The 20,818-nt window shown below is 74.1% G+C and carries 16 protein-coding genes; 13 read left to right on the top strand and 3 right to left on the bottom strand.

All coding sequences use genetic code 11. From position 1 onward, the window contains the following. The first annotated feature begins 81 nt into the window (after window positions 1-81). Together EDF34_RS17640 and EDF34_RS03610 are read left to right on the top strand one after the other, a co-directional pair. On the top strand, window positions 82-669 hold the full coding sequence (locus tag EDF34_RS17640; protein ID WP_199737614.1) for a helix-turn-helix domain-containing protein: 588 nt from the start codon (window positions 82-84) through the stop codon (window positions 667-669). After that, entirely contained in the window at window positions 666-1,901 is a 1,236-nt protein-coding gene (locus tag EDF34_RS03610; RefSeq protein ID WP_158615033.1) for an MFS transporter, read from the top strand. Before EDF34_RS17640 ends, EDF34_RS03610 begins: the two co-directional genes overlap by 4 nt. Before the next feature lie 4 nt (window positions 1,902-1,905). Here EDF34_RS03610 and EDF34_RS03605 read toward each other — a convergent pair whose 3' ends face one another. Further along, window positions 1,906-3,366 (bottom strand): DEAD/DEAH box helicase, encoded by a 1,461-nt coding sequence (locus EDF34_RS03605; RefSeq protein ID WP_123369967.1) that lies wholly within the window; start codon window positions 3,364-3,366, stop codon window positions 1,906-1,908. A 172-nt stretch (window positions 3,367-3,538) separates the two neighbouring features. After that, window positions 3,539-5,257 (bottom strand): alpha/beta-hydrolase family protein, encoded by a 1,719-nt coding sequence (locus EDF34_RS03600; RefSeq protein ID WP_123369966.1) that lies wholly within the window; start codon window positions 5,255-5,257, stop codon window positions 3,539-3,541. 142 nt (window positions 5,258-5,399) lie between these two features. Here EDF34_RS03600 and EDF34_RS03595 point away from each other — a divergent pair, with 142 nt between their 5' ends. The 6 genes from EDF34_RS03595 (at window position 5,400) to EDF34_RS03560 (ending at window position 13,689) form a co-directional block, all read left to right on the top strand. Continuing rightward, window positions 5,400-6,149 (top strand): ABC transporter ATP-binding protein, encoded by a 750-nt coding sequence (locus tag EDF34_RS03595; RefSeq protein ID WP_123369965.1) that lies wholly within the window; start codon window positions 5,400-5,402, stop codon window positions 6,147-6,149. Then, window positions 6,149-8,680 (top strand): ABC transporter permease, encoded by a 2,532-nt coding sequence (locus EDF34_RS03590; RefSeq protein WP_123369964.1) that lies wholly within the window; start codon window positions 6,149-6,151, stop codon window positions 8,678-8,680. The genes EDF34_RS03595 and EDF34_RS03590 overlap by 1 nt, the downstream gene beginning before the upstream one ends. 16 nt (window positions 8,681-8,696) lie before the next feature. Then, window positions 8,697-9,341 (top strand): hypothetical protein, encoded by a 645-nt coding sequence (locus EDF34_RS03585; RefSeq protein ID WP_123369963.1) that lies wholly within the window; start codon window positions 8,697-8,699, stop codon window positions 9,339-9,341. 46 nt (window positions 9,342-9,387) lie between these two features. After that, window positions 9,388-10,326 carry a VOC family protein gene (locus EDF34_RS03580; RefSeq protein WP_370450022.1) on the top strand — a complete coding sequence of 313 codons (939 nt, stop codon included), beginning with the start codon at window positions 9,388-9,390 and terminating at the stop codon, window positions 10,324-10,326. Between the two features lie 69 nt (window positions 10,327-10,395). Continuing rightward, entirely contained in the window at window positions 10,396-12,240 is a 1,845-nt protein-coding gene (locus EDF34_RS17495) for a hypothetical protein (RefSeq protein WP_158615032.1), read from the top strand. 87 nt (window positions 12,241-12,327) lie between these two features. Next, window positions 12,328-13,689, top strand: coding sequence for an HNH endonuclease signature motif containing protein (locus tag EDF34_RS03560; RefSeq protein ID WP_148076566.1), 1,362 nt, complete (start codon window positions 12,328-12,330; stop codon window positions 13,687-13,689). Between the two features lie 166 nt (window positions 13,690-13,855). On the opposite strand, the gene EDF34_RS03555 is transcribed toward EDF34_RS03560, so the two are convergent. Then, window positions 13,856-14,389 (bottom strand): GNAT family N-acetyltransferase, encoded by a 534-nt coding sequence (locus tag EDF34_RS03555; protein ID WP_123369958.1) that lies wholly within the window; start codon window positions 14,387-14,389, stop codon window positions 13,856-13,858. Window positions 14,390-14,476: 87 nt separating this feature from the next. On the opposite strand from EDF34_RS03555, the gene EDF34_RS03550 reads away from it, so the two are divergent. From EDF34_RS03550 to EDF34_RS03530, 5 genes are all read left to right on the top strand, one after another. Next, the gene (locus tag EDF34_RS03550; protein WP_123369957.1) at window positions 14,477-15,253 is read left to right on the top strand and encodes an LLM class F420-dependent oxidoreductase; all 777 of its coding nucleotides are present in this window, start codon (window positions 14,477-14,479) and stop codon (window positions 15,251-15,253) included. Between the two features lie 236 nt (window positions 15,254-15,489). Beyond that, window positions 15,490-17,127, top strand: coding sequence for a metallophosphoesterase (locus EDF34_RS03545; protein WP_123369956.1), 1,638 nt, complete (start codon window positions 15,490-15,492; stop codon window positions 17,125-17,127). 82 nt (window positions 17,128-17,209) lie between these two features. After that, window positions 17,210-18,754 (top strand): D-alanyl-D-alanine carboxypeptidase family protein, encoded by a 1,545-nt coding sequence (locus EDF34_RS03540; protein ID WP_123369955.1) that lies wholly within the window; start codon window positions 17,210-17,212, stop codon window positions 18,752-18,754. Between the two features lie 25 nt (window positions 18,755-18,779). After that, window positions 18,780-19,469 (top strand): metal-dependent transcriptional regulator, encoded by a 690-nt coding sequence (locus EDF34_RS03535; protein ID WP_233575163.1) that lies wholly within the window; start codon window positions 18,780-18,782, stop codon window positions 19,467-19,469. 105 nt (window positions 19,470-19,574) lie between these two features. Continuing rightward, window positions 19,575-20,777, top strand: a complete 1,203-nt coding sequence (locus tag EDF34_RS03530; protein WP_370450035.1) for an MFS transporter — start codon at window positions 19,575-19,577, stop codon at window positions 20,775-20,777. Window positions 20,778-20,818 lie beyond the last annotated feature (41 nt).

The raw sequence follows: 20,818 nt of genomic DNA, 5'->3' as shown, positions 1-20,818 counted from the left end.
CGCCCGCGCGCCGGAGCGCTAGACCCTGAGCTTCCACAACACCCCTTGTGGAATAACAAGAGGTGTTGCACAATGGTTGTTGTGAATAGAGACGACGTCTTCACGACGACCGATCCCGAGGCCCTGCGGGCGCTGGCCCACCCCGTCCGCATCGAGCTGCTCGACCTCCTCGACGCCGAGGGCGAGCTCACCGCGTCCCGCGCCGCCGAGCTCACCGGCCAGACGGTCGGCAACTGCTCCTTCCACCTGAGGACGCTCGCGCGCTACGGCTACATCGAGCGCGGCGAGCGGCAGGGGACCGCGTGGCCGTGGCGGTCGGTCAGCCGGAACCGCGAGCTGCGGGCCGACGAGTCCGACCCCGACTCCGTGCGGGCGGTGGGCGCGCTGGCGGCGATGACCCTCCGGCGCGAGGCCGAGAGCATGGCGGCCGAGCTCGCCGCGGCGACGAGCGTGGCGCAGGGCTGGGCCGAGGCGGTGGTCGTGAACCGGTCGACCTTCTGGGCCACGCGCGAGGAGATGGCGGACCTCGTCCGTCGCGTGCGAGAGCTCACCGACCCGTTCACCGGGCGCGGGGACGACCCGTCGGCGCGGCCCGCGGGCGCGGTGCGTGGCCGACTCCTCGGCGTCGTGCTCCCCGACCTCGACGTGGTTCCCGGGGTCGAGCGGTGAGTGCCGTGGAGGCGCCCGGCCGCCCGCTCGCGAGGCCTGCGTTCCGCCGCCTCACCGCCGCATGGGTCTGCACGAACGTCGGTGACAGCGCGCTGTACCTGATGATGGCCGTCTGGGCGAAGCAGCTCACCGGCTCGGACGCGCAGGCCGCGCTCGTGTTCGCGGTGCTCGGCCTGCCGGCGCTGCTCGCGCCCGTGCTGGGCCACCTCGTCGACCAGGTGTCCCGCCGCGCGGCGCTCGTCGTGGTCAACGTCGTGACGGCCGTGGTCCTGCTCGCGCTGCTCACGGTGCACAGCGCCGAGCAGGTGTGGGTCATCTACGTCGTGACCTTCCTCTACGGCTGCGCGGGGTACGCCACGGGCGCGGCGCAGTCCGGGCTGCTGCGCGACCTGCTGCCGGACGACGAGCTCGCGTCGGCCAACGGGCTGTTCACGACGATCGACCAGGCGCTGCGGCTGCTCAGCCCGCTGCTCGGGACGGCGCTGTTCGTGGCCTTCGGGCCGGGTGCCGTCGTGGCGCTCACCTCGACGACCTTCGTCGCGACCGCCGTCATCCTGCTGACCGTGCGCGTCGCGGAGACGCCGCCGAACCGCGAGGAGGGGCCCGGCTACTGGGACCAGCTCGTGGCGGGGGTGCGGTTCATCGCCCGCGAGCCGGAGCTGGCCCGGCTGACGCTCGTGCTCGCGGTGGGCTTCGGCATCACCGGACTGACCAACGTCGCGATCTTCCCGATCCTCGACCAGGCGCTCGGGCTCGGGGCCGAGGCGCTCGGCGTCGTCGTGCCCGTGCAGGGAGTGGGCGCGGTGCTCGGCGGGCTCGTCGCGGCCCGGGTGGTGCGGCGGCTGGGGGAGCGTGGTGCCGTCGTGGCCGGCCTGCTGATGCTGGCGATCGCGATGACCGGGGCGCTCGTGCTCACGTTCGTGGCGCCCGTGCCCGAGCCGTGGGGGCTCGTCGCGGTCGGGCTCGGCCTCGCGGTCGGCGGCGTGGGCATCCCGTGGGTCGTCGTCGGGGCCTCGACCTACCGGATCAAGGTGACGCCGCCCGAGCTGCAGGGGCGGACGTCGGCGGCGATGAACGTGTCGTTCAACCTCCCGCAGACCGTCGTCACGATGCTCGGTGCCGCCGCACTGGCGGTGGTCGACTACCGCGTGCTCATCGCCGTCTCGGTCGTCGTGCTGCTGGGGGCGGCAGCACTCGGCCGGGCACCCCTGAGGAGTGCCCGGCCGGTGTGAGACGTCAGGCGCGCGACGACTGCTGCGGGGCAGCGGCGCCGCGGCCCCGGCCGCCGCGGCGGCGACGGCGCGCGGGGTCGCCGGTCGGGCGCTGCTGGCCGGACTGGCCCTGACCCGCGTGGCTGGGCGCCGAGCCGACGCTCGGCTGGCCCGTCGTGGTCGAGTACATCGTGGTCGAGCGAGGCTGGGCCGAGCGGGCCTGGCCCTGGCCCTGGCCGCGACCCGAGCGCTGGCCGTTCGAGGCCGACCGCGGGCGCGAGGCCTGCTGCGGCTGGGTCTGCACCGGCGCGGGGCGCACGTGCGGGGCGACCTCGCCGACGAGGCGCGTGAGCGTCGCGTCGCCGGGCGTGACGTGCTGGGGCTGCGCGGTGATCTTCGCGGCCCGCGTCAGCGCGCGGACGTCACCGCGCTGCTCGGGCAGGACGAGGGTGACCACGTCGCCGCCCGACCCGGCGCGAGCCGTGCGGCCCGAGCGGTGCAGGTAGGCCTTGTGCTCGGCCGGCGGGTCCACGTGGATGACGAGCTCGACGTCGTCGATGTGGATGCCGCGCGCGGCGATGTCCGTCGCGACGAGCACCTTGACAGCGCCGGAGGAGAACGCCTCGAGGTTGCGCTCGCGCGCACCCTGGCCGAGGTTGCCGTGCAGGTCCACCGCGGGGATGCCGTCGGCGGTCAGCTGCTTGGCCAGCTTCTTGGCGTGGTGCTTGGTGCGCATGAACAGCACGCGGCGGCCGGTGCCGGAGGCGAGCTGCTGCACGACTGCCTTCTTGGTGTCGGCGTCGCGCACCTCGAGCACGTGGTGCGTCATGGTGCTGACCGGCGAGGCGGCGCTGTCGACGGAGTGCTCGACGGGGGAGCGCAGGTAGCGCTTGATGATGACGTCGACGCCGTTGTCCAGCGTCGCGGAGAACAGCAGGCGCTGGCCGTTGGTCGGCGTGCGGTCGAGCAGGCGCTTGACGACCGGCAGGAAGCCGAGGTCGGCCATGTGGTCGGCCTCGTCGAGCACGGTGATCTGCACGTCGTCGAGCGAGATGAGGCGCTGCTTCATCAGGTCCTCGAGGCGACCGGGGCACGCGATGACGATGTCGACGCCGGCGTTCAGGGCCGAGACCTGGCGGGACTGCGCGACGCCGCCGAAGATCGTCGTCGTGGTCAGGCCGAGCTCCTTGGCGAGCGGCGCGACGGTGGCGTCGATCTGCGAGGCGAGCTCGCGGGTCGGGGCCAGGACCAGCGCGCGGGGGCGGCGGGGGGCCGTCTTGGCGCGGGCCGCGGCGGTGCGCACGACGAGGGGGAGGGCGAACGCGAGCGTCTTGCCGGAGCCGGTGCGGCCGCGGCCGAGCACGTCGGTGCCGGCCAGCGAGTCGGGCAGGGTCGCGGTCTGGATGGGGAAGGGGGCGGTGATGCCCTGGTCCGTCAGGGAACGGACAAGAGCAGCGGGCACGCCGAGGTCAGCGAAAGTCGTCACAGGAAAGGGCCTCTCAGGGCTGGGTCGGGATCGCCGCGTAAGCAACCGAGTCGAACGTGCGGGCTCGGGCGATCTCCACGACGCGGGGCGCACGCAGACAGCGGCGCTCCCGGAGGCCCCACCTTCTCACACTCGGCCGCGCGAACCGGCACGCCGTGACGAACGACACGGGTCAGCTCTCGCTGGCCACCGACCCCACGACCTCACGCAGGACGTCCGTGTCGGGCTCGGTCCAGCCCTCGGGGGGCGCGATCGCCGCCCAGCCGTCGGCGTACTCCTGGTGGTAGTTGTGCCCGTGCCCGGCTGGCACCGACGCGGCGACGAACAGGTCGATCGTCGAGCGCCAGAACGTCACGACGGGCAGCCAGGTGGTCGAGTCGAGCACGTCGGTGCCGCGCGGCTCGGCGAGCCAGTCGGGCCGGTGCAGGATCAGGTCCGGCGACCACCACGTCACGCCGTCGGAGGCGTGCTGGTCGAAGACGACGCGTGGCTGCTGCCAGCTGGTGCCGAGCTGCCAGAGCTGGCGGTCGTCGCCCTCGCCCGGGCGGTTGGCCCATCGCGCGGTCGCGCCGCCGTCGACGACGGGCGTGATCTCGGGGGAGCCGGCGTCGCGGTGCGCCGTCAGGTCGCCCCACAGCGGCGTGAACCCCGGGGTGCCCATCCACAGCGCACCGTCGGTGCGGGCGGTCACGTCCTGCAGGCTCGAGAACGCGCCCTGCGAGCCGAACGAGCCCAACGAGATGCCGGCGACCTCGAGCAGCGGCCGGTCGTCCTCCGGCAGCTGCGACCAGCGCGCGTAGATCGCCTCGAACAGCGCCTTGCCGGCGGCGGGCGGCGTCGAGCGCGCGCCCAGGAAGCTGACCCAGCTCGGCAGGTAGGAGTACTGCATCGAGGCGATCGCGGTGTCGCCGCCCCAGAGCAGCTCGAGCGAGTCGGCCATCGACGGGTCCACCCAGCCGGTGCCGGTCGCGGTGACCACGGCGAGCACCGAGCGGTCCCACGCATGGGTGCGGTCGAGCTCGGCGACGACGACCTGCGCGATCGCGTCGAGGTCGTCGCCGGACTGCAGGCCCGCGTAGACGCGGATCGGGTCCATGACGGGCTTCGTCGCGCCCGTGCGGGCAGCGACGGCCTCGAGCTGTGCCTCGGGCCGGCCGCCGGCGACGAACGTGCGCCCCTGCTTGCCGAGCTCGTCCCACGCCGCGAGCGACGCGTCCGACCCGCTGCGCAGCGGGTCGGTCGGCTGGACGACGCCCTCGGCGGTCGTGTCGTCGACGCTCCCGTAGATCGAGTTGAGCGCGGCCATCCCGCCCTGCACGATCGTGCCGTTCACCAGGAGGACCACGGCGAGCGCCACGACGGCGACGGCCGTGAGCCGGGCGACGACGGGCGGGATCCAGCGGCCGACGAGCCGCCCGACGAGATGAGTGAGACGACGCAGCGCGCGGCCGAGGCCGACGAGCCCGATGGCGATCAGCAGGGCGAGCACGAGGATCGTGATCGAGTGCGCCGACGAGGGGTGCTCCATGCCGAACAGGTCCCGCAGGTCGTCCTGCCACGTGGTGCTCACGACGAGAGCGACGGGGACCGTGACGATCGTCGCGGCCAGCAGGAGGCGCCAGCCCCAGTGCACGACCCGCGCCGGCCACCGCACGCCCGCGAGCCGGAGCACCCAGGCGAGCAGGACGCCGAGGCCGTAGCCGATGGCCGCGCAGATGCCGGCCGCCAGACCCTGGAACAGCGGGCTGCGGGGGATCAGCGCCGGGCCGAGCGCAGTCGCGAAGAACGCGAGCGCGCCCGCGAGGCCGAACGCGGAGTAGCGGCCTGCCCAGCGGCCCAGGCGCGCGAGGGTGCGGCGCCACCAGGAGGGGCGGGGGGCTGCGTCGCTCATGAACGGCTCCTGCTGGGCTGTCTGCGCTGGTCACGGCGAACCTAGCGGGTCGGCCGGGGGGTCCAGACCGCCGTCCGGCCCGTGGCGCGCGGGGGCTGCGCGGGGGACGATCGTGCTCCCGTCCCGAGCCAGCGAGGAATCCATGTCGAGCTCCGTGATCGCGTACGCCCGTTCCCTCGTCAAGGTGTACGGCGAGGGGCCGACGGCCGTGCGCGCGCTCGACGGGGTCGACGTGGACCTCGTGCGGGGCGAGCTGACCGCGATCATGGGCGCGTCGGGCTCCGGCAAGTCGACGCTCATGCACTGCCTGGCCGGGCTCGACAAGCCGACGTCGGGGTCGGTCGTCGTGGACGGCGAGCCGGTCAGCAAGATGTCCGAGCGGCGGCTGACGAAGCTGCGGCGCACGCGCGTGGGGTTCGTGTTCCAGGCCTACAACCTGGTGCCGACGCTCACGGCGCTGGAGAACATCACGCTCCCGCTGGACATCGCGCGTCGGCCGGTGGACCCCGAGCACCTCGACCTCGTCGTGCGCACCCTCGGGCTGACGGACCGGCTGGGGCACCGGCCCACCGAGCTCTCGGGCGGGCAGCAGCAGCGGGTGGCGTGCGCGCGGGCGCTGGTCGCGCGGCCCGCGGTGGTGTTCGCCGACGAGCCGACCGGGAACCTCGACTCGACGTCGGCCGCGGAGGTGCTCGGGTTCCTGCGCCGCAGCGTCGACGACCTCGGCCAGTCGGTCGTCATGGTCACGCACGACGCGACGTCTGCCGGGTACGCGCACCGGGTGCTGTTCCTCGCCGACGGGCGGGTCGTCGACGAGCTGCGCGACCCGACCCGGGCGGCCGTGCTCGAGACCCTGGGCGCGCTGACCGGCCCGCCGCGGGACGCGGCCTGATGGGTCGGGTCGCGCTGCGCGGGATCCGCGCGCACCTCGTCCGGTTCTTCCTGTCCGTGCTCGCGGTGGCGCTCGGGGTCGCCTTCGTCGCGGGCACGTTCGCACTGCGCACGATGCTGGGCTCGACGTTCACGGACATCGTCGCGACGACGACGCTGGGCGACGCCTACGTCCGCGGGGCGGACGAGGCCGGTGCGTCGACCAGCGGGTTCGGCGGCGTGAGCCGCAACCGCGTCCCGCTCGACCTGGTCCCGACGATCGAGGCGGTCGACGGCGTCGAGCGCGCGCTGCCGGACCTGCAGGGCCCCGCGGTCCTCGTCGGGGCCGACGGGACGGCCGTGCAGAGCACGCAGGCGCCCAGCTTCGCGTTCGGCTACGACGCGCGGGACCCCGCGCTGCACCTGGTGGCCGGGGTGGCGCCGAGCGGGCCGGACGAGGTCGCGCTCGAGACCGCCACGCTGGCCTCGTCGGGGCTGGCGATCGGGGACACGACCCGGGTGGTGCTGGCGGGAGACATCCGCGAGGTGCGGGTCGTCGGCGAGGTCGGGCTCGGCTCGGCGTTGGCCGGTGCGACCGTCGTGTTCGTCGACACGGCGACCGCGGAGGCGCTGTTCGCGCCGGACGGGTCGGTCGCGTCGATCGGGGTCTACGCGGTCGACGGGCTCGCGCAGGAGTCGCTCGTGGCCCGGCTGGAGCCCGTGGTCGGGTCCGACGCGCAGGTGGTCACCGGCGAGCAGCTGCGCGACGAGACGACCGCGTCGATCGAGCAGGTGCTGGGCTTCATCACGACGTTCCTGCTGGTGTTCGCCGGCATCTCGCTGTTCGTGGGCGCGTTCATCATCGCCAACACGTTCTCGATGTGGGTGCGCCAGCGCACGCGCGAGCTCGCACTGCTGCGGGCCGTGGGCGCCTCGCCGCTGCAGGTGTTCGCCTCGATCGTGCTGCAGGCGGTGGTCGTCGGGCTCGTGGGGGCGGGGGTCGGCGTGCTCGCCGGGCTCGGGCTCGTCGTCGTGCTGCGGCGCGTCCTGGCCGGGCTGGGGATGCAGCTGACCGGTCAGATCCCGCTCGACGGCTTCACCGTGCTCGTGTCCGTGCTGATCGGGACGCTGGTCAGCGTCGCGGCGGCCGCGGTCCCCGCGCGTCGTGCGGCGCTCGTCCCGCCCGTGGAGGCGCTCCGCGACGAGGTGACGGTGCCGGAGCGCTCGCTGCGGAGGCGTGCCGTCGTCGGGCTCGTGCTCCTCGTCGCCGGGACCGGGGCCGTCGCGTGGGCGATGGCGCGGCCCGGGGACGATGCTGCGGGTGCGCGGCTCGGGTACGGGGCCGGCGCCGTGGTGCTGGGCGTGCTCGCGGTCTCACCCGTGCTGGCCCGCGCGGTGCTGCGCGTGCTCGGTGCGGCACTGCTGCCGCTGCGGCCCGTCGGGCGGCTCGCGCGGGGGAACGTCACGCGCAACCCGCGGCGGACGGCGAACACCGCGGGTGCGCTGATGATCGGGATGGCGCTGGTGGGGGCATCGGCCGTGATCGCGGCGACCGCGCAGGCCTCGACCAGCGCGATCGTGTCGAAGGAGGCGACCGCGGACTTCGTGCTGCGGGCGCCGGCGTCGTCCTCGGTGCCCGAGCAGGCGCTCGACGACGTGCGGGCGCTGCCCGACGTGCGCGCGGCCGACTCGTTCGCGAGCGCGGCGCTGCGCGTCGACGGCTCGTCGACCGCGGTCTCGGGCATCGACCCCGCCGCCGTGGGGCGCAGCATCGTGGTCGAGGACGTCGCCGGGTCGCTGGGCTCGGCGCTCGCGGCCGGCGAGATCGCCGTGCAGCGGACCGCGGCCGACGACCGGGGATGGGCACTCGGCGACCGGGTCGAGCTGACGGGCGAGAGCGGGACGCGGACCGCGCAGATCGGGGCGGTCATCGACTCGCCGGCGTTCGGCGTGCCCGTCGTCGTGCCGGCCGACCTGCTGTCCACGCTCGTGCCCGCCGCGCAGCAGGTCGTCTCGACGGTGTTCGTCACCGTGCTCCCGGGCGCCTCGCTCGACGACGTGCGCGCGGAGCTGACCGCCACCGTGCGGCCGTACGTCGTGGTGACGGTCATGGACCCCGACGAGTTCGTGTCCGAGCTCGCCGACCAGGTGGACCAGGTGCTCGTGATCCTCTACGCGCTGCTCGGGCTCTCGGTGGTGATCGCGGTGCTCGGGATCGTCAACACGCTCGCGCTGTCCGTGATCGAGCGGACGCGGGAGATCGGGCTGCTGCGCGCCGTGGGGCTCGGGCGGCTGCAGCTCGCCTCGGTGATTACGGCCGAGTCGGTGCTCACGGCGGTGTTCGGGACGGTCGTCGGGCTCGGTGTGGGCGTCGCGCTGGCGTCCACCTTGCCGACCGTGTTCGGGGACGTGGGGCTCCGCGAGCTCGCCGTGCCGTGGTCCTCGCTGCTGGCGATGCTCGCGCTCGCGGTCGTCGTCGGGGTGCTCGCGGCCGTCGGCCCGGGCGTGCGCGCGGCGCGGCTCGCCGTGCTGGCGGCCGTGAGCACGGACTGACGCCTACGCTCGGCGTGTGAGCGACACCGGGTACGGCGACTTCGAGTTCGAGCGGCGCTTCTGGGTCCGTGACCTGCCGACGGACGTGCTGGACGGCGCGCCCACCCTGATCGTGCAGAGCTACTACCTGGCCGACGCGGGCTTCGCGATCCGGCTGCGCGCGCAGACCTCCGGCGGGACGGCCGTGCTGGACCCCACGCTCGAGCCGCTCGTGGTGCTGGACACGTTCGAGGACCGGTTCGACTTCTGCGCGATCACGCTCAAGGGGCCGATGAACGCCGGCACGCGGTACGAGGCCGAGCGCGAGGTGGACGTGGCCGTGGGGCTGGAGATGATCCGGCGCGGCGGGTCGCGGATCGTCAAGACGCGGCACTCGTCGTGGCTCGGGTCGGACGGCTGGGTCATCGACACGTTCGGCGGGGCCAACGCGCCGCTCGTCGTCGCGGAGGTCGAGCGCGGGGGACCGGTCACCGACCTGGCGATCCCGGCGTTCTGCGTGACCGAGGTGACCGACGACCCGCGGTTCTCCAACGACGCGCTGTCGAGGACGCCGTACGGGCCGTGGGCGGCCGACTTCGAGGCGGAGCTCGCCGCGCGGGGGCCGCGCTTCCTGCGGGGGCTCGGGACGAACGAGCTGGAGCAGCCCCGGGAACAAAGTTGATGCTTCAACTATTGTTCGGGTAGACCCCCGACGAAGGAGCACGACCGTGTCGACCGCACCCACCCCCGGACAGGGCGCCGCCCAGCAGCTCGCGAGCCCGCACCCGCACGACAGCATCGCGGCCGGCACGGCCATGGACGCCGTCACGCTGCTGGTGGGCGACCTCGACCGGCAGCTGCGGTTCTACCGGGACGGGTTGGCGCTGTCGGTCGTCGAGCAGCCGGCGGACCGGTTCGCGACCGGGCCGGCGACCGTGGTGCTCGGACGAGGGACGACGCCGCTCGTCGTGCTGAAGCACACGCCCGACCTGCCGCCCGCCGCGCGCGGGTCGGCCGGGCTCTTCCACACGGCGATCCTGTTCGACGACGAGGCCGGGCTGGCCGCGACGCTGGCGTCGCTCGCGCAGCGCGAGCCGGGCTCGTTCACCGGATCGGCCGACCACCTCGTCTCGCTGGCCTTCTACTTCACGGATCCCGAGGGCAACGGCGTCGAGCTGTACTGGGACCGGAGCCGCTCGCTGTGGAACCACGGCGAGGACGGGACCGTGGTGATGGACTCGCTGCGGCTCGACCCGAACGCGTTCCTGGGCGAGCACCTGACGGACGCGCTCCTGGCTTCGCCCGGGACCGGGGAGGCGGTCGTCGGGCACGTGCACCTGTCGGTGGGCGACGTGCCGTCCGCGCGGGCCTTCTACGTCGACGCGCTCGGCTTCGACGTGACCGCGCAGTGGCACGGTGCGCTGTTCGTCTCCGCCGGTGGGTACCACCACCACCTGGCCATGAACACGTGGAGCTCGGCCGGAGCGGGACCGCGGGCCTCGGCGCTCGGGCTGGGCGAGGTGCGGATCGCCGTGCCGACCGCCGACGACCTGGGCGCGCTCGGTGCGCGGGTCGCCGCGGCCGGGGTCGCGGTGGCCGACGACGGGGCGTCGCTGACGTTCGCCGACCCGTGGCGCAACCTGATCCGGGTCTCCGCGGAGGTCTGACCTCCCCGTTTTCGGATCGGCCACGTGACCCACATACAGTGGGCGGCCGACTCGACGGAGGGGGACTGCGTGTCGTTCGACCGATCGCGCCTGGTGCGGGGTGCGGCCGCTGGGGTCGTGGTGCTGGGGCTGCTCGTGGCATGCACGGAGGGGACGACGCCGAGTGCGTCGCCCTCGTCGTCGGCGCCCTCCTCTGCTCCGGCGACCCCGTCGCCCGTCGCCTCGGCTCCTGCCGACCCGCCTCCTGCTGGTTCCGAGGTCGCGGCGCCTGCTGCTGCGGCGACCGTCGTCGACGCCGGACCCGCGGTCGCGGCGCTCGAGGCCTCACGCGCGGTGTTCGTGTCAGCGCCCGCGGTGGTCGTGGCCGACGCGGGCGACCCGGACGGGCAGCTGACCGCGGCGTCGATCGCGGTCGCCGTCGGTGCGCCGGTGCTGCTGGTCGGCGACGGGGTCTCCGACGCCGCCCTCGCCGCCGAGGTCCGTCGGCTCGGAGCCACGCGCGTGGTGGCCGTGGGAGACGTGCCCGACGTGGGCGGGGTCTCGCTCGAGGCCGTCGCGCCCGGGGCGTCCGCCGCGGATCTCGAGGCCGTGACCGGGGTGACGTTCGGGGACGCGCGGCGGGTGAAGAAGGGTGACGGTGCCGCTGCCTCCGCGGTGGTGGCGCTCGACGGGGAGCGGCCGGTCGTGCTCGTCGGGCCGACGGCTCACGCACCGAGGCCGACGTCGACGCCGAGTGCGACGCCGACGGGTTCGCCGACGGCCGGGATGTCGGGCCCGTCGTCGGGCGACTCCGCTGCCTCGTCTGGCGCGGCTGCCTCGTCGGCCGCACCTGGCCCGACCACGACACCCGCGCCCACCGTGCTCCCGACGGCGCCGGCCGGCCTCGTGGCGCTCGTCGGCGCCGGTCCGACGCCTGTGGCCGCGCTGGCCACGCTGCGAGCCGCCGGCGTGCCGGTCGTGACGATCCCTGGCGGCGACCCGCGCGCGACCTCCGCGACGGTCAAGGCCGTCGCGACCGCGACGCCGGACTCGGTCATCGCGCTGGGCACGGGCTTCGGCTCGCCCTCGACCCTGGCCGCCCGCGTCGCCACCGCCCGGACGGGCGTGCTCGTCCCGGGCGGCGGGCAGCTCGTGTTCCCCGAGGGCGACGGCGTGCGCGGCAAGCGGTACGTCGCGCTCTACGGGACCCCGGGGAGCAAGGCGCTGGGCGTGCTGGGCGAGCAGTCCGTGGCCAAGACGGTCGCGCGGGCGACCAGGACCGCCAAGCCGTACCGCGCGCTGACGAAGGACACGGTGGTCCCGATGGTGGAGATCATCGCGACGATCGCGTCGGCTTCGGCCGGCGACGACAAGGACTACTCGCGCGAGCGGTCGGTCGCCGAGCTGCGCCCGCTCGTCGAGGCCGCGCACCGCAAGGGCCTCGCCGTCGTGCTCGACCTCCAGCCGGGGCGTACCGACTTCCTCACGCAGGCCAAGCGGTACGAGGACCTGCTGGCGATGCCGAACGTCGGGCTCGCGCTCGACCCCGAGTGGCGCCTGAAGAAGAACCAGAAGCACCTGCGCCAGATCGGGTCCGTGAAGGTCGCGGAGGTCAACCGCGTCGGCGACTGGCTCGCCGAGTTCACGGCCGAGCGGCACCTGCCGCAGAAGATGTTCGTGCTGCACCAGTTCTCGCTGTCGATGATCAAGGACCGCTCGAAGCTCGACGTGTCGCACGACGAGCTGGCGGTGCTCATCCACGTGGACGGGCAGGGCTCGCAGCCGGCGAAGCGGGGGACGTGGAAGGCGCTGCGCGCCGGGGCGCCCGACGTGCACTGGGGGTGGAAGAACTTCTACGACGAGGACCACCCGATGCTGTCGCCGAAGAAGACGTACAAGATCACGCCGAAGCCGGACCTCGTGACGTACCAGTAGTCCTGTGGACGAACCGCACGTCGTGTCGGGCCCCGATAGTACATTTGTTCGATAGCGGACAAGTTGAACGGGGTGGTGGCGGTGGTGGTGGCGTATGCGGAGGCGGTGCTCGAGCCCGCCGTCGGCGGGCTCCGCTATCCGCGGTTCCCCGTCGCGGCCGTGGATCCGCGTGACATCCTCGAGCTCGTCGAGTCGACGCCGGTCGCGGACCTCGCCGGACCAGACCTCATCGCCGTGATCGCCGCGTGGGACCAGGTCCAGGCCATCGGGGCGGCGCGCCAGGCGGAGGCCGCGCGCGAGATCGCGGCGCGGGGAGGCCTGGCGGCGTCGTACGCGGACGACGAGATCGCCAGCGCCCTCGCGTGCACGCGGCAGGCTGCCCAGGCGATGGTGCTGCGTGCGGAGGCGCTCGGCCGCGAGCCCGCCCTGAACGACGGCCTGCTCAACGGGATGCTCGACGTCCGCAAGGTCGACGCGATCCTCGCCGAGGTGGCGACGCTCGCGGACGGTCCGGCACGGGATGCCGTCGTGCGCGACGCCGCCGAGCGCGGCGGGAGCCTGACCGCGCCGCAGCTGAAGCGGCACGTGCGCCAGGCGGTCGTCCTCGCGGACCCGGAGACCGCCGCGAAGCGTGAGGTCGCTGCGCACGAGGAGCGACGCGTCGAGGTGCAGTGGATGCCCGACTCGATGGTCTGGGTGAGCGCGTACCTCGCTGCGGCGGACGGCATCACGGTGAAGACCGTGCTCGATGCCCTCGCCGACAGTCGGGTACCCGGCGAGACACGCACGGCCGACCAGCTGCGTGCCGACGCACTCGTGGACCTGTTCGGGGACGTGCTCGATCGCGGCGAACTGCCGTCCGGGCGGCCGTTGCCGCAGCGCAAGGGCCGCCGGACGTCGGTCGAGGTCACGGTCGGGGCGGGGACGCTGATGGGTCTCGACGAGAACCCCGGCTACCTGGCCGGCTACGGGCCGATCCCGGCGCCGGTAGCACGCAAGCTCGCGCAGGACGCGACCTGGTCGCGGCTGCTGCACGACGCGGTGACCGGGGCGATCCTGGAGCGGTCACCGGTCCGGTACCGGCCGGGGGTCGACCTCACCGGCCTGGTGACCTCGCGGGACCGGACCTGTCGGTTCCCCGGGTGCCGTCGGCCCGCGATGCGGTGCGAGCTCGACCACCGGGTGCCGTTCGACCCGAGCCGGCCGGCCGAGGAGCAGACGACGGCCTCGAACCTCGACTGCCTGTGCAAGCACCACCACCAGGCGAAGACCGACGGGGCGTGGACGCCGCGCCGGGATCCCGTCAGTGGCGTGATGACGTGGACGAGCGCGCTCGGGATCACGTACTCCCGAGCGCCGGACTCAGTGATCGTGCTGCCGTCGGCTCGGGGGCATCGGCCTCCGCCGGTGCCGGACGTCCCTGAGGACATCGGGCCACCGCCGTTCTAGCGGTCCCCGGGATGACTGGGTGCCTGGGTGCCTGGGTGCCTGGGTGCCTGGGGTGCCTGGGGTGCCTGGGTGCCTGGGTGCCTGGGGTGCCTGGGTGCCTCGGATGACTGGGTGCCTGCGTGCCCGGCGTGGATGTGTGGCCAGGGTGCCGGGGGCACCCGACACCTCACCAGGCGGCGGGCATCGTCAAGGTCACGTCGGGGTCGGTGGCGAGCCTCGCGTGGGTCTCGACGTCGAAGCGATCGCGGCCGTAGCGGAGCTTGGCGCGCTCGAGCCCTTCGGCAGGGAAGCCGGCCGCGAGGGCGACCCGGCACGAGGCGGGGTTGTTGACGCGGTGGCCGAGCTCGAGCCGGAACAGACCCAGCTCGGCGAACGCCAGGCGGGCCACGGTCGCGACGGCGCGGCCGGCCAGGCCCTGACCGCGCGCGCTGGTCGCGAGCCAGTACGAGACCCATGCCGTGTCGTGGGTGTGCTCGATGCCGCTCAGGCCCACGTTGCCGACCGCGTGGCCGTCCACGGTGATCGCGAACGCCAGGTTCGTGGGTCGTAGGGCGTCGACGGCGACGAGGTGGCGCCGGCTCGCCTCGGGCTCCAAGAGGTCGGCGCCGCCGACCTGGACGGCGAGGTCGGGGGTGGTCGATGCCGCAGCGGCCAGGTCGGCGGCGTCGTCGGGGCGCCAGGGACGCAGGAGCAGTTCCACGGCTCGATGCTCGCACGGAGCGCCTCGGCCTCGTCCGTGCGACGGTCAGGGCCAGCGGGTTCCGCGCGAGCCGCTTAGGCTCGTCGGGTGACCTTTCCTGTGCGCATCGGTGTCCAGATCCAGCCCCAGCACGCCGACTACGGCCAGATCCGTGACGCGGTCCGCCGCGCCGAGGACGCCGGCGTCGACGTCATCTTCAACTGGGACCACTTCTTCCCGCTCAGCGGCGATCCCGACGGCAAGCACTACGAGTGCTGGACCATGCTCGGCGCCTGGGCCGAGCAGACGGAGCGCGTCGAGATCGGCGCCCTCGTCACCTGCAACTCCTACCGGAACCCCGAGCTCCTGGCGGACATGGCCCGCACGGTCGACCACATCAGCGGTGGCCGGCTGATCCTCGGCATCGGCGCCGGCTGGTTCGAGAAGGACTACGACCAGTTCGGCTACGAGTTCGGCACCGCCGGCTCGCGCATCGCGGACCTCGCCGACGCGCTGCCCCGCATCAAGGCGCGCTGGGCCGCGTCGAACCCGCTGCCGACGCGAGAGATCCCGATCCTCATCGGCGGCGGTGGCGAGCGCAAGACGCTGCGCGTCGTGGCCGAGCACGCCGACCAATGGCACTCCTTCGGCGACGTCGAGACCCTCGCCCGCAAGAGCGCGATCCTCGACGAGCACGGGGCGGCGGTCGGCCGCGAGACGGCCACGCTCGTCGAGCGCTCCGTCGGGGTCGGCAGCGCACCCGAGGAGGTCGCCGACGCGCTCGTGGCGGCCGGGGCGACCCTGTTCACGATCGGCACCTCCGGGCCGGACTACGACCTGGAGCTCGTCAAGAAGTGGGTCGCCTGGCGCGACGCGCAGGGCTGAGCGTGCGGCTTGTCGCCCGGGCCGGCAACGGCTCGGGCGGCACTCGCACGACCGAGTGCACCTGAGGCGGCTCACCGTTCGCGTCGCAGGGTGCCGCCGGCCGCACCGGCCTCGCTCGCGCCCGCAACGCGCCTGGAGCGCGCCGCCGGCAAGCACCCCGACCGGAGTGCTCGTCCGTCCCGCGTGCCAGGCCCGCGTTCGGGACGGGGCAGCGCGCGGACCTAAGGTAGGAGCGTATGAGCAGCCTGACCAGCCCCGGGACGACGCGCACGCGTCGGCGCTGGTGGCCTCGGATCCTGCTGGGGGCCGTGGCGGTGGTCGCGAGCCTCGTCTTCGGCGTGACGACGGCGTCCGTCGAGGGCAGCTTCGGCCCGCACGAGGCCCGCTACGACGTCACGACCGACGAGACCCTCACGGTCGACCTGGGCCCGCTCGGCACGCTGCGGATCGACTCCCCGCTGCCGCTCGCGCTCGGTGCCCGCATCACCGTCCAGGAGATCCCCGCCTCGTTCGACCAGCTCGACCAGGCGACGACCCTCAAGGCGCTCACGGGTGACCTCAACGACTACGCGCAGTTCTTCTCGGCACCCGAGGCGACGGTCCGGGACGTCGCGCGGGCGCTCGTGGTCGACGCGGTGCTGCGCACCCTGGTGGCGCTCCTCGTGCTCATCGCGGGCTGGTTCACGATCGCCGCGCTCGTCGGCGCCGCGCGTCGGGACGAGCTGGCGGAGCGCGTCCGGCCCCACGAGCGCCACCTGCTGGTCGGGAGTGCGATCGCGGCGGTCGTCGTGCTCGCCGCCTCGTCGGGCATCGAGACCGCACGACGAGACGCCGAGGACGCCCCGGCCGAGGCCGTCTTCGCGGGGACCCCGCTGGAGGGGGCCCGGGTCACGGGCCGGCTCGGCGGCGTCATCGACACCTACGGCAGCAACGTGATGGACGCCTACCGGTCGAACGAGGCGTTCTACGCCCGCGCCGACCGCGCGCTGTCGACCCAGTGGGACATCACGTCGGACGCGATCGCGACCCAGCAGTCGCTCCTGGGCGGCGGCCAGGGCGACCACAGCTACGTCCGCGCACCCGCCCCGGACCTGGTGACGCTCGTCGTCGTGTCCGACCTGCACTGCAACGTCGGCATGGCGCCACTGATCACTACGCTCGTCGAACGGTCGGGAGCGAGCCTCGTCCTCGACGCCGGCGACACGACGATCAACGGCACGAGCGTCGAGCAGTACTGCGTCTCGACGTTCGCCCGCGCGATCCCCGACGGCGTCGACCTCGTGACCTCGCCGGGCAACCACGACTCCGCAGAGACGTCGGCGATGTACGACCGCGCCGGCGCGCAGGTCCTGGGCGGCGAGGTCGTCGAGGTCGACGGCATCCGCATCCTCGGCGACCGCGACCCCAACGAGACCCGCCTCGGCCAGGGCACCTCGGCCGGCGTGCGGACCGCGGAGGAGGAGGGTGCCGACCTCGCCGCGACGGCGTGCGACGACGAGGACGGCGTCGACCTGCTCCTGATCCACACCCCCTGGGTCGGGGACGCGACCCTCGACGGCGGGTGCGCCCCCGCGCAGGTCTCCGGGCACCTGCACCGCCGCACCGGCCCCGAGCAGATCGGCGAGGGCATCCGGTACGGCAGCTCGAGCTCGGCGGGTGCGACCCTCAACGAGCCGACCGTCGGCCCCCTCAAGGGCACGGCTGAGATGACGGTCCTGCACTGGGACCCCAGCACGCGCCGCGTCGTGGACTACCAGGTCGTGCAGGTGACCCCCGACGCGACCGCCCGCGTGCTGTGGCCGCAGGCCTGGCCGACGATCGTCGTCCCGCCGACGATCACCGGCACCCAGCCCGGTGCTCCTTCACCCGTGTGATCTGCCGGATCTGGGTCTACGGTGGGGAAGCGCACATTCCGGACAGCGACGTCGGGTGGGCCGAGCAAGGGGGAGGTAGGGCGTGGTCGAGTCGGGACGAGCGACGCACGCCTCGCGTGCGCTCCGACGTTCCGCGCTCCCGGTCGTCGCCGCCCTCGTCTGGGCGTCCCTGACAGCCGCCCCCGCGCACGCCGCAGCCGACGACGACACCCTCGACCCGGGCGAGTCCCTGCAGGCGACGCAGTCCCTCGTCTCGGCCGACGGCAGCCAGGTCGCCGTCGTGGAGAAGGAGGGCGTGCTCTCGCTGTACGCCGCCGGCGGCGACCTGCGCTGGACCAGCGGACCCGGCGTCCCCGGTTCGCGGCTGGAGGTGCGAGACGACGGCGACGTCGCGCTCGTGGACGAGACCGGCAAGGTCGGCTGGCACACCGGCACCACGGGCGCCGACGGCGCGCGACTCGTGGTCGAGGACGACGGCGATCTCGTCGTCCTGGACGACGAGGACACCGTGGTGTGGTCGGCCGGCACGGCCACGCCGCCCACGCTGCTCAACGCCGGCTCGAAGCTCGAGCCCGGAGCGGCTCTCGCGTCGCAGGACGGCCGGCACACGTTGGTGATGAGCGTGGAGGGCGACCTGCAGCTCCTGGGGCCCGACGCCCGCGTGCGGTGGTCGTCGGGCACGGACGTCCCCGGGGCCTCGCTCGTCCTGCTCGAGGACGGGAACCTCGTCGTGCGCTCCGAGCCCGGCGCGATCCTGTGGAGCACGGCGACGGCCGGGCACGACGACACGACGCTGACGCTCCAGGACGACGGCGACCTCGTCCTGTTCGACGCCGACGGCGCGAAGGTCTGGAGCACCGGCACGGCGCTCGGGCCCACGGGCCTGGCGGCGACGAGGTCGCTCGCGGTCGGCAAGCGGCTGGACTCCCCGGACGGCCGGCTCTCGCTGCGCGTGGACGCCGACGGCCTGCGTCTCGAGCTCGACGGCAACGCCGTCTGGGCCGTGATCCCGGCGGTGCCCGACGAGAAGCTCCAGCTGACCCTGCGCAAGAGCGGCAACCTCGTCCTGCGGGGCACCGACGGCGCCGTCTACTGGTCCTCGGAGACGGCCGGCACCAAGCACGCGGCGCTCGAGCTCGACGCGGGCGGGGTCGTGCTGCGCGCTCCCACGGGCCAGGAGCTGTGGCGCGCCGACGTGCCGCCAGGCCTCTTCGACGCGGCCACCACGGTCACCGACTGCGCCGACGTGACGACCCCGGTGCCCCTCGCCGCGACGGTGCTGACCGAGACGGGGATCCGGGTCCACCCGTGCATGGTCGTCGCGATCGACGCACTGCTCGCCGCGGCGCACGCGGACGGAGTCGACCTGGGTGGCTGGGGCTGGCGCAGCAACGAGCAGCAGCGCGCGCTGCGTGCACGGAACTGCACGCCGTCCGGATGCCGCCCGATGACCGCGACGCCCGGGACCTCCCGGCACGAGCGTGGTCTCGCGATCGACTTCACGGTCGACGGCCGGGTCGTCTCGGCGGGCTCGACGGGCTGGGCCTGGCTGGCGCAGAACGCGCACGCCTACGGGCTGAAGAACCTGCCGGGCGAGCCGTGGCACTGGAGCGTCGACGGCTGGTGACGCCCCACCGCCTACCCTGGGGCGCGTGAGCACACCCGAGCCCGCCCAGCTGTCGGCGGTGAGCCAGGACTACCTCAAGGTGATCTGGTCCGCCACGGAGTGGGAGGACCGTCCGGTCACCACCAAGATGCTCGCCGCGCGCCTCGGCGTCGGCGCGTCCACCGTCTCCGAGACGGTGCGCCGCCTGGCCGACTCCGGCTTCGTCACGCACGAGCCCTACGGAGCGGTCGGCCTCACGGACGCCGGTCGCGGTCTCGCGCTGGCGATGGTGCGCCGGCACAGGCTGGTCGAGACGTTCCTCGTCGAGGTGCTCGGCTACGGCTGGGACGAGGTGCACGACGAGGCCGAGATGCTCGAGCACGCGGTGTCCGACCTGTTCGTCGACCGGATCGCGGCGCGCCTCGGCCACCCGAGCCGCGACCCGCACGGCGACCCGATCCCCGGGCCGGACGGCTCCTTCGACCCGCCCGCGGCCACCTTGCTGTGGGACGCGGAGCCGGGCCGCTGGCACGTCACCCGCATCTCCGACGCGGACCCCGAGCTGCTGCGCTTCGTCGAGTCCGTCGGCCTCGTTCTCGACGCGGCCGTCGAGGTCGTCGTGCGACGCGACGCCGTCGGGGTGGTCTCGTTGCGGGTCGGGGCCGACGAGCGTTCCGTCGAGCTCGGCGAGGTCGCCGCGCGCGCCATCTGGCTGGTGCCGGGCGCGCACCGCTGACGCCGACGCGCGCGTGAACTAGGCTGGGGCGCATCCACCGGAGCTGACGACGACGCTCTCCGATGCCGCATCGAAACGATACGACCCGGAGGTCCCGTGCTCCCGCTGCCCCAGGGCAAGGCCCGCGCCGCGCTGTTCGCGCTCGCGCTCGGCGGGTTCGGCATCGGCACCACCGAGTTCGCGACGATGGGCCTGCTCCCCGAGATCGCGGGGGACTTGGACGTCTCCATCCCCGTCGCGGGCCACGCGATCACCGCCTACGCGCTCGGCGTCGTCGTCGGAGCGCCCACGCTCGCCGCGCTCGGCGCCCGGATGGACCGCCGCCGCCTGCTGCTGTGGCTGATGGTCGCGTTCACCGTCGCGAACGTGGCCTCCGCGTTCGCGCCCTCCGCGCCGACCCTGGTCGTCGCCCGGTTCCTGGCGGGGCTGCCGCACGGCGCGTTCTTCGGCGTCGGTGCGGTCATGGGCACGGCCGTCGTCGGCCAGGCGCGGCGCGGCCACGCGGTCGCCTCGATGATGGCCGGGCTGACTATCGCGTGCGCGGTCGGCGTCCCCCTGACGGCGATCGTCGGGCACGCCGTGGGCTGGCGCTGGGCGTTCGCGGGCGTCGGCGTCATCGGCCTCGCGACCCTCGCCGCCGTGCGCGCCTGGACGCCTCCGCTCGCCCCGCTCGAGGGCGCCACGGTGCGCACGGAGCTCGCCGCGCTGAAGAACCGCCGGCTCTGGATCGCCTTCGCCGGCGGGGCCATCGGGTTCGGCGGCATGTTCGCCGTCTACTCCTACGTCAAGCCGCTGCTCACCGACGTCACCGGCGTGTCGGTGGACCTCGTCCCGGTGGTCCTGGCCCTGTACGGCATCGGCATGACCGTCGGCACGGTGATCGGCGGCCGGCTGGCCGACCGGTCCGTGATGCGCACGGTCATCATCGGGATGGTCTCGACGATCCTCGTGCTCGTCGCGATCGCGCTCGTCGGGCCGTTCCCGCTGCCCGCGGTGGTCGCGCTCGTCCTGCTCGGGGTGAGCTCGCAGATCCTCGGGCTGTCGCTGCAGACCCGGCTCATGGACGTCTCGCCCGCCGCCCCCTCGCTCGGCGCGGCCCTGTGCCACTCGGCCCTCAACCTGGGCAACGCGTCCGGCGCGTTCCTGGGCGGGCTCGTCATCGAGGGCGGCTACGGCTACCTCGCGCCCGCCTGGGTGGGGGCTGCTCTGACCGCACTCGGCCTGCTCGTGTTCCTGACGATCGGCCGGGGCCCGGCGACCGCGACCGTCGCCGCCCCGGAGCGGGAGCGCGTCACCGCAGCTGCGTGAGGCACGGGCCGAGGCACGGGCCGGGACAGGCGTGCCGGTAA

The organism is Cellulomonas sp. PhB150, from assembly GCF_003755175.1.
Taxonomy (GTDB): Bacteria; Actinomycetota; Actinomycetes; order Actinomycetales; family Cellulomonadaceae; genus Cellulomonas.
This window is presented reverse-complemented; position numbering and strand designations above follow the sequence as displayed.